The following is a 2,402-nucleotide window of genomic DNA, read 5'->3' as shown; positions in this document are numbered from 1 at the left end:
CCTGAGCGAGCTTGCGAGCTTAGGGAGCCGGTGGGGATCACCAGGACCGTACGGCCCCTGGTTGCGGCCGCTGTTGCCGATTTCCTTCACCGCGGGACGGACGTCCGCCAAATAGACGCACGCCGCGGTGACAGCCGCGATGCCGAAGAAGCCGAAGCCACCGCCGCCACCGAGCAGGGACAGCCCCCCGATCACCGCTGCGATGCCGGTCAGGGCAAGCCAGAAAGTCTTGGTGCGCTTGGACGCGGCCTCAAAGGACGAGGGTTTGTGGCGCAGGCAATCGACCAGCGCCCACAGCTCCAAAGCGAAGGCGACCAGTCCCAGAATGAACCAAATCCCATTCTGGATGTTTGAAATCAAAATTTTTCCGTCCACGCCCACAAGCCTAGCGGTCAAGCGACTTGAACGCTTGCTCCAAATCCGCCCAGAGGTCTTCGACGTTCTCGATTCCGACGCTCATCCTGACCAGGTTGTCCGGCACGCTGAGCGGCTCGGCGGTGTGCCGGCGTCGGCGTTCGATGAGGGATTCGACGCCGCCCAGCGACGTCGCCGGGATCCACAACTGCAATGCACGAACCAGCTGATCTGCCGCGTCGGCACCGCTGCGGTCCCGTCTCCGGCGAGCTGGATGCAGAGGATCGAGCCGAAGCCTTCATTTGGGACTTGGCCCGCTCATGGCCGGGATCGGTGGGCAGGCCCGGGAAACGGATCGACTCGACGCGGGGGTGGGTACTCAGCCGCTCGGCCAGGGTTGCTGCAGAAGCTTGCGAGCGCTCGATCCGGAGTGCCAGCGTGCGCAGTCCGCGGAGCGCGAGCCAGGCCTCGAACGGGCCCGCGATGCCGCCGTGGATGATGCGGTGGTGCAGGAGTTCCCCGCGCAGCCCGGCGTCGGATGTCACCAAGGCGCCGAGTACGACGTCGGAGTGGCCGGCCAGGTATTTGGTCACCGAATGGAGCACGACGTCGGAGCCCAGGCTGAGGGGCTGCTGGACGAGCGGCGTGGAGAAGGTGTTGTCCGTGACCACGATGGCACCGACCTCATGGGCCGCGGTGGCCAGGGCCCGGACGCGGCGATGCCGAGCATGGGGTTGGTGGGGCTTTCGATCCACAGCATGCTGGCGGGCTTTCCATCCGCGGGGGCGAGCTGCGCCTTGACGGCGTCAGTGTCCGCGATGTCGACGGTCCGCAATTCAAGAATGCCCTTGGCCGCGAGTTCGGTGGCCATGACGAGCGATCCTGCGTAGCTGTGCGTCGGCATGACGAGGACTCCCCCGGCCGGCACAAGCGACAACGCGGAACTCACCGCGGCCAGGCCCGAGGCATACAGCAGGCCGGGCAGCTCGGCGCCCTCCAGCTGGGCCAGCGCTTCCTCGAACGGATCCCACGTGGGGTTGGCATAGCGTCCGTAGCCGCGGTCGCCGTCGCTCAGTGCTCCCGTGCCGAAATACGTGGAGGACAGAACGATGGGCGGGTTGACGGGCTGGTCATGGCTTCGTTCGGGACGGCCTGCCGCCACCACCACAGTGTCAGGGGACAGATCTGCGGCATGTTCTCGGGAAAGACTCATTGCCCCAGCCTACGGCGCGGGGAGCGGGCGCTGGAAAGCTGTTACGGCTTCGTCTCGCCCAGCGGTAGGGTGCGTCGCGCCCGGGCGGGCGAGCGCCGTCGTCGGGCACTGTCAGAGTTCCTCTGTACGCTTAGATCCGTGACTACGCAGCGCCTCAAGCAGGACCAGAGCCCCATGCCGGACCAGCGCCCCGGACTCTTCATCGCTTTCGAAGGCGGGGACGGGGCCGGCAAGTCCACGCAGGCCGCCCGCCTGGCTGAGTCGCTCGAGTCCCTTGGCTTTTCCGTGCTGCGCACCCGGGAGCCCGGAGGCACGCCGATCGGTGAGAAGCTGCGTTCCCTCGTGCTGGACCACGGCCACGGCACTATTGATCCCCGGACCGAGGCCCTGATGTTCGCAGCCTCCCGGGCCGCCCACGCAAGCCAGGTCATCCGCCCGGCGTTGGCACAAGGCGCAGTGGTGATCACGGACCGCTATATAGACTCCTCCGTCGCTTACCAGGGCGCCGGCAGGGATCTCGGAACCGTCGACGTCAGGCGGCTCAACGAATGGGCCACCGAAGGACTCGAGCCGGACCTGACTGTCCTCCTCGACGTCCACCCGGGCGATGGCCGGGACCGCAGAACTGCCGGAGACGCTGCCGAGGACCGGCTCGAGTCGGAACCGGACGATTTCCACGCCCGCATCCGTGCCGCTTTCCTGGAACTGGCACAGGCGCGCCCGGAGACGTACCTCGTGCTGCCCGCCAAGGATGCCGTCGAGGACCTCGCCGCGCAGATCCTCCGGCGCGTGCAGGACTTACTTGGGAGCCGCACATGAGCGTCTGGGACGAGCT

Annotated in this window: 3 protein-coding genes and 1 pseudogene; 1 reads left to right on the top strand and 3 read right to left on the bottom strand. The window is 67.1% G+C overall.

Going from position 1 to position 2,402, the window contains the following annotated elements; genetic code table 11:
- The 3 genes and pseudogenes from AHiyo1_RS11550 to AHiyo1_RS11545 all read right to left on the bottom strand — a co-directional run.
- A partial coding sequence (locus AHiyo1_RS11550; protein ID WP_084784473.1) for a DUF2516 family protein occupies positions 1-375 on the bottom strand: 375 nt, incomplete at its 3' end.
- A gap of 10 nt (positions 376-385) precedes the next feature.
- On the bottom strand, positions 386-634 hold the full coding sequence (locus tag AHiyo1_RS28250) for a PLP-dependent transferase (protein WP_445286217.1): 249 nt from the start codon (positions 632-634) through the stop codon (positions 386-388).
- A 70-nt stretch (positions 635-704) separates the two neighbouring features.
- A pseudogene (locus AHiyo1_RS11545) lies at positions 705-1,567 on the bottom strand (trans-sulfuration enzyme family protein); the annotation flags it as partial.
- A gap of 174 nt (positions 1,568-1,741) precedes the next feature.
- On the opposite strand from AHiyo1_RS11545, the gene tmk reads away from it, so the two are divergent.
- Positions 1,742-2,386 carry a dTMP kinase gene (gene tmk, locus AHiyo1_RS11540; RefSeq protein ID WP_059388660.1) on the top strand — a complete coding sequence of 215 codons (645 nt, stop codon included), beginning with the start codon at positions 1,742-1,744 and terminating at the stop codon, positions 2,384-2,386.
- Positions 2,387-2,402: the final 16 nt, after the last annotated feature.

Origin of the sequence: Arthrobacter sp. Hiyo1 (assembly GCF_001263615.2) — a bacterium.
GTDB lineage: Bacteria > Actinomycetota > Actinomycetes > Actinomycetales > Micrococcaceae > Arthrobacter.
Note: the sequence above shows the minus strand (reverse complement) of the source record. Positions and strands in the feature narration are given on the sequence as shown.

Coding starts and splice junctions, on each gene's coding strand:
- tmk (WP_059388660.1), top strand. CDS start 1,742: ATGCCGGACCAGCGCCCCGGACTCTTCATCGCTTTCGAAGGCGGGGAC.